The organism is Microbacterium sp. CPCC 204701 (assembly GCF_004010105.1).
GTDB lineage: Bacteria > Actinomycetota > Actinomycetes > Actinomycetales > Microbacteriaceae > Microbacterium.
On record NZ_RRYE01000201.1, the window covers coordinates 1 to 5,550 of the forward strand.

General features: G+C 70.3%; 5 protein-coding genes and 1 pseudogene. 5 read left to right on the forward strand and 1 reads right to left on the reverse strand.

Features of this window, described 5'->3' with window-relative positions:
- A pseudogene (locus EIO58_RS19340) lies at positions 1-169 on the forward strand (signal recognition particle protein); the annotation flags it as partial.
- Positions 170-487: 318 nt separating this feature from the next.
- Here EIO58_RS19340 and EIO58_RS11770 read toward each other — a convergent pair.
- Entirely contained in the window at positions 488-1,651 is a 1,164-nt protein-coding gene (locus tag EIO58_RS11770) for a glutamate--cysteine ligase (RefSeq protein WP_127819706.1), read from the reverse strand.
- 192 nt (positions 1,652-1,843) lie between these two features.
- Between EIO58_RS11770 and rpsP the strand changes: the two genes are divergently transcribed.
- From rpsP to EIO58_RS11790, 4 genes are all read left to right on the forward strand, one after another.
- Entirely contained in the window at positions 1,844-2,272 is a 429-nt protein-coding gene (gene rpsP / locus EIO58_RS11775) for a 30S ribosomal protein S16 (RefSeq protein ID WP_127819707.1), read from the forward strand.
- 4 nt (positions 2,273-2,276) lie between these two features.
- On the forward strand, positions 2,277-2,507 hold the full coding sequence (locus tag EIO58_RS11780) for an RNA-binding protein (RefSeq protein ID WP_127819708.1): 231 nt from the start codon (positions 2,277-2,279) through the stop codon (positions 2,505-2,507).
- A 1-nt stretch (position 2,508) separates the two neighbouring features.
- Positions 2,509-3,186 (forward strand): ribosome maturation factor RimM, encoded by a 678-nt coding sequence (gene rimM / locus EIO58_RS11785; protein WP_127819709.1) that lies wholly within the window; start codon positions 2,509-2,511, stop codon positions 3,184-3,186.
- A gap of 104 nt (positions 3,187-3,290) precedes the next feature.
- Positions 3,291-5,550 (forward strand): molybdopterin oxidoreductase family protein (locus tag EIO58_RS11790; RefSeq protein ID WP_164861660.1); only part of this gene is annotated, 2,260 nt, incomplete at its 3' end.

Genomic DNA, 5,550 nt, shown 5'->3' on the forward strand with positions numbered 1-5,550 from the left:
CTCGCGCTCGGGCAACCCGGCCAAGCGCGCCGCCGAGAACGCCGGCATCGCGGCGCAGGCGCAGGCACCCGCGGGCTCGGGCTTCGGGCTGGGGGCCGGTGCCGGCGCGAAGGGTCAGCCGAGCGAGGCCGACCTCGCCGAGCTCCAGAAGCTCCTCGGCCGCGGCTGATCGGGCCCCCGGGAGCTCTGAATCCGCCGTTCGTCGCCGGATGCGCCCTCTCTGCGACCGGGTCAGGTGATTTCACGGGGGTAGGCCGTTTCGCGGCGGATCGTCCTGCGCCCGTGAGATCCCCTGATCTCGTGGCGGGTGGGGGTGGTGAGGTCGTGCGTGCCGTGACGGCGACGGATGCCTCGGGTTGCGGCATCCGGGATTCCTGGCGTCACCGGGTCAGGTGATTTCACGGGCGTAGGCCGTTCTGCGGTGGATCGTCCTGCGTCGGTGAGATCACGTGAACTCGTGACGGGTACGGTGAGCCGCGCCCGGGAGTCAGGGAGTTGTCGAGGCGAGGTGCTCGCGCAGCGTGGGGCCCGAGCGGAACTCACCGACCAGGTGCCGGACGACCTGGCGCAGGTCTCCGTCGGCGTGATCGGCCACTGCGAGCTGGCGGGCGTAGCTCGCACCCTGGGTGAGGATCGTGTCGATGCCCGCGAGCTCCCGCGCGCACTTGAGCTCGACCGCGATGTCGGCGACCTCGTCGAGCGTTTCGCGCAAATGCTCGGCGACGAGACGCTGGGTTCCCAGGTTGTCGACGATGATGCGGGCGTCGAGGCCGTAGCGCGCCGCGCGCCACTTGTTCTCGCGCGTGAACCACGGCTGGATGGTCTGCAGCGGCAGTCCCTCGTCGAGACGGCGCGAGAAGTGCTCGACGAGCACTTGCACGAGCGCCCCGACGGCGGCGAGCTCGGGGAGGGTCGACATGCCGTCGCACGCGCGCACCTCGATCGTTCCCCACCGCGGCGCGGGCCGGATGTCCCATCGCACTTCGGTGGCGTCCTCCATGACGCCCGTCCCCACCATGTCGTCGAGATAGGCCTCGAACTGCGCCCAGTCGTCGAGCGGCCACGGGAGCCCGGCCGTCGGCAGCTGCTGGAACACCAGGGCGCGATTGGACGCATAGCCGGTGCGCTCGCCCGCCCAGTACGGACTCGACGCCGACAGTGCCTGCAGATGCGGCAGGTACACCGAGAGGGCGTTGATGATCGGGAAGACCTTGTTGACGTCCTCGACGCCGACGTGCACGTGGATGCCCCAGATCATCATGTTGCGTCCCCACCACTGCGTGCGCTCGATGAGCTTGTGGTAACGCGTCTTGTCGGTGACGCTCTGGTGGTACCACTGCGCGAACGGGTGGCTGCCGGCGCACAGCAGATCGATGCCGGCCGGATCGGTGAACGTGCGCACGGCCGTGATGGCGTCGGCGATGTCGTCGACGGCGGCGGCGACCGTGTCTCCGACGCCGCTGGTGACCTCGACGGTGTTCGTCAGCAGCTCGCCGGTCACGGTGTACCGCTCCAGCGACGAGTCGTCTTCGAGGGCCGCGAGAACCTCGGGGGCACGGGGGAGGAGATCGCCGGACTCGCCGTCCGCCAGCATGATCTCCCACTCCAGGCCGACCGACGAACGGGCGGACGTCGCGAAGGGCACCGTCATCCGCTCAGTCTGACACGCGGATGCCGCGACCGACGTGGTTCGCGACAGGCGTCGTCATCTGGCAGAATAAAGGGTCGGACCGGCCGCTCGACCCTCTATCCAGCGCTTCGGTCCTCCTCTGAGCTCCCGCCGGGCGTGCACCCCACCTCCCGGACGTCAGGTTCGTTCGCTTCCCACACATTCAGGAGAATCGTGGCTGTCAAGATCCGTCTCAAGCGCCTCGGCAAGATCCGTGCGCCCTACTACCGCATCGTCGTGGCCGACTCGCGCACCAAGCGCGACGGCCGTGTCATCGAGGAGATCGGCAAGTACCACCCCACCGAAGAGCCCTCGTTCATCGAGGTCGACTCCGAGCGTGCGCAGTACTGGCTGGGCGTCGGCGCGCAGCCGACCGAGCAGGTGCTCGCCCTCCTCAAGCTGACCGGCGACTGGGGCAAGTTCCAGGGCGACCCCAACGCCGTCTCGACCGTCAAGGTCAAGGAGGAGAGGGCCGCCTTCGAGGTCGACTCCGCCAAGAAGTCCGTCGTCAAGCCCAAGGCCGAGAAGAAGGCCGAGGAGCCCGTCGAGGCGCCGGCCGACGAGGCGACCGACGCGGCCGAGGCCGCCGAGCCCGCAGAGTAATCCGTTGCTCGCCGCCGCGCTCGAGCACGTCGTCAAGGGGATCGTGGATCACCCCGACGACGTTCGCATCGACTCGTCCACGTCGTCTCGCGGCGATGTGCTCGAGGTGCACGTCCACCCCGACGACCGGGGTCGCGTGATCGGGCGCGGCGGGCGCACGGCCAAAGCCCTGCGCACTCTCATCAGCGCCCTCGCCGACGGACGCCGCGTCCGTGTCGACGTCGCGGACGACTGAGATGGCAGGCGAAGACAGGGCCGAGCAGCCGGAGGCTGCGGACCGGCCCAAGACGCCCGCAGTGCCCCCCGTGCCCCCGGGCAAGGCCGGCAAGACGCAGCTGCGCGTGGGCCGCTTGGTGAAGGCGCACGGCCTGAAGGGCGCTCTCAAGCTGGAGCTGTACACCGACGACCCCGAGGGCCGGTTCGTCCCCGGCGCGACTTTCACGCTGCAGGTGCCGGAGTCCTCGCCGTGGCACGGCAAGCCCCTCACTGTCCGCGAGTTCCGGTGGATGAACAGCCACCCGGTCGCCTTCTTCGAGGGCGTCGAGGACCGCACGGCGGCCGAGGCCCTCGTGCGCGCCATCCTCTGGATCGACGAAGACCCGCAGTCCACGCCGACCGAGGACGACGCATGGTTCGACCACCAGCTGGTCGGGCTCGACGTCGTCCGCGACGGCGAGGTGGTGGGCCGCGTGGTGCGGGTCGATCATCTCCCCGCACAGGACCTCCTCATCGTCAAGCCCGCGACCGGCGACGCCGACGAGGTGCTCGTGCCGTTCGTGAAGGCGATCGTGCCCGAGGTGGACGTCCCCGGCGGCCGTGTCGTCGTGACCCCGCCGCCCGGGCTGTTCGAGGAGCTCCCGGCCGATGATGACGCCGCCCCGGCTGCGACCGACGAGGGCGACGACACCCCCTGAGCCTCGGCTCTCACTTCCGCCGCGCCACGCGAGTGCAGCAGATGTGATCTGCGGGAAACACGGCGGGAAAGCCTCCGGAACCTCCGTGGGGGATCCTCGGAGGCATGGCCGAAGTCGGGTCCGTGGTTCGCACGGTGTGCTCGTACTGCGGCGTGGGCTGCGGCATCGCCGTCACCACGTCGCACGTCGAGCCGGGGCACGCGCTGCGGATCTCGAAGGTCGCGGGTGACGCGACGCACCCGACCAATGCGGGGCGCCTGTGCACGAAGGGCGCGACGCACGCCGAGCTCATGGCGGCCCCGGGACGCATGACGTCCGCGCACATGCGGCCGGCGCGCGGCGAGACGGCCGTGCCGGTGCCGCTCTCGCAGGCGGTGACGGATGCCGGACGCCGGCTCCGTGCGATCGTCGACGAGCACGGCCCCGATGCCGTGGCCGTGTACGTGTCGGGGCAGATGAGCCTCGAGGCCCAGTACCTTGCGAACAAGCTGGTGAAGGGCTCTCTGCGCGGCATCCACATCGAGTCGAACTCGCGGCTGTGCATGGCGTCGGCCGGCACCGGCTACAAGCAGTCGCTCGGCGCGGACGGCCCTCCCGGCTCGTACGAGGACTTCGACCGGGCGGACCTGTTCTTCGTCATCGGCTCGAACACCGCCGACTGCCACCCGATCCTCTTCCTGCGCATGGCCGACCGGCTGAAGCAGGGGGCGCGGCTCATCGTGGTCGACCCGCGGCGCACCGCGACCGCCGACCGCGCGGACCTGTTCCTGCAGATCGCGCCCGGCACCGATCTGGCGCTGCTGAACGGCCTCCTCCACCTCCTCGTCGAAGCGGGCGACATCGATGAGGAGTTCATCGCCGCCCACACCGAGGGGTGGGAGGCGATGCCGGCGTTCGTCGCGGACTACCCACCCGACCGGGTGGCCGAGATCACCGGGCTGAACGAGGACGACATCCGCACGGCGGCGCAGTGGATCGGCGAAGCGGGCGAGTGGATGACCCTGTGGACGATGGGCCTCAACCAGTCGACCCACGGCACGTGGAGCACGAACGCGATCTGCAACCTGCATCTCGCGACCGGCGCGATCTGCCGTCCAGGCAGCGGACCGTTCTCGCTCACGGGCCAGCCGAACGCGATGGGCGGCCGTGAGATGGGCTACATGGGCCCCGGCCTCCCTGGGCAGCGCGCCGTCTTCAGCGCCGCCGACCGGGCATTCGTCGAGGAGGTGTGGGGCCTGGAGCCCGGCGCCATCCGGACCGAGGCGGGCTCGGGCACCATCGACATGTACCGGAGGATGGCGGCGGGCGAGATCAAGGCCGCCTGGATCATCTGCTCGAACCCGGTCGCCTCGGTCGCGAACCGCAAGACGGTCATCGAGGCGCTCGAGACCGCCGAGCTCGTGATCGCCCAGGACGTCTACACCGAGACCGCGACGAACGCCTACGCCGACATCCTGCTGCCGGCGACACTCTGGGTCGAATCCGACGGCGTCACGGTGAACAGCGACCGCACGCTCACGCTGGTGCAGCAGGTCGTCCAGGCGCCGGGGGACGCGCAGCCGGACTGGCTCACGATCTGCCAGATCGCGCAGGCGATGGGCTACGAAGACGGCTTCGGGTTCGCCACGAGCGAGGAGGTCTTCGACGAGATCCGCCGCTTCTGGAACCCGCAGACCGGGTGGGACATGCGCGGCGTCACCTACGAGCGCCTTCGCCGGACCCCGGTGCAGTGGCCCGCGCCTCCGGGCGACGACGCGACAAGGCATCCGATCCGGTATCTCAACGACGGGGTCAGCCAGGCGCTCCACGTCGAGCCGGACGGAACCGCTCCGATGCTCGCCTTTGCGACGCCCTCGCGGCGCGCGCAGTTTCTGGCGCGGCCGCACATGGACCCCGCCGAGCTTCCCGACGACGACTTCCCGTGGGTGCTCAACACCGGTCGCCTGCAGCATCAGTGGCACACGATGACCAAGACCGGCAGGGTCGCGAAGCTCAACAGGCTCACCCCCGGCCCGTTCGTGGAGGTGCATCCAATCGATGCCGAGATCCACGGCATCGCCGCCGGTGACCAGGTCGAGGTCTCATCGCGCCGCGGACGCTTCGTCGTGCCCGCGGTCGTCACCGACCGGGTGCGCCCGGGAGACGTCTTCGCGCCGTTCCACTGGAACGACGAGCACGGAGAATACCTGACCGTCAACGCGGTCACGAGCGACGCCGTCGACGAGTTCTCGCAGCAGCCGGAGTTCAAGTTCGCGGCCGTGGCGCTGCGGCGCGTGGGGCCCGCCTCCGCGCCGTCGGGAGCGGAGGCTTCGTCGGGCGACGTCGGCGCGGCAGAGGAGGCCCTCGCGCGCGCCGGCGTGGGGC

Excerpts from the sequence above, each read along its gene's own strand:
- EIO58_RS11770 (WP_127819706.1), bottom strand. The coding sequence starts at position 1,651 with ATGACGGTGCCCTTCGCGACGTCCGCCCGTTCGTCGGTCGGCCTGGAG.
- rimM (WP_127819709.1), top strand. The coding sequence starts at position 2,509 with ATGGCAGGCGAAGACAGGGCCGAGCAGCCGGAGGCTGCGGACCGGCCC.